Genomic DNA, 249 nt, shown 5'->3' with positions numbered 1-249 from the left:
CGATCTTCATGTCCGGGTTCCAGGCCGCGATGCGCGCCGCCGCCGCCTCGACATAGAGCGAGGAGGCCGAGCTCTCGCCCACGGCCTTGGCGTCGCCGGCCTCGGCGAACAGGGCGCGATAGGCCTCGGGATCGGTGATCGCCAGCTTGTTGATGCCGGCCTCCCGCCCGCTCGGCAACATCATCCTCGGCCGCTCGCCCTGGAAGGCGAAGAAATGCGGCTCCTTGAACGGCGAGGCGAAGATCTCCG

Annotated in this window: 1 protein-coding gene; it reads right to left on the bottom strand. The window is 69.1% G+C overall.

Features of this window, described 5'->3' with window-relative positions; genetic code table 11:
* Nucleotides 1-249 (bottom strand): hypothetical protein (locus R0J92_RS25265; protein ID WP_411053710.1); only part of this gene is annotated, 249 nt, incomplete at both ends.

This window comes from Tritonibacter sp. SIMBA_163 (genome assembly GCF_046535935.1).
Lineage (GTDB): Bacteria > Pseudomonadota > Alphaproteobacteria > Rhodobacterales > Rhodobacteraceae > Epibacterium > Epibacterium scottomollicae.
This window is presented reverse-complemented; position numbering and strand designations above follow the sequence as displayed.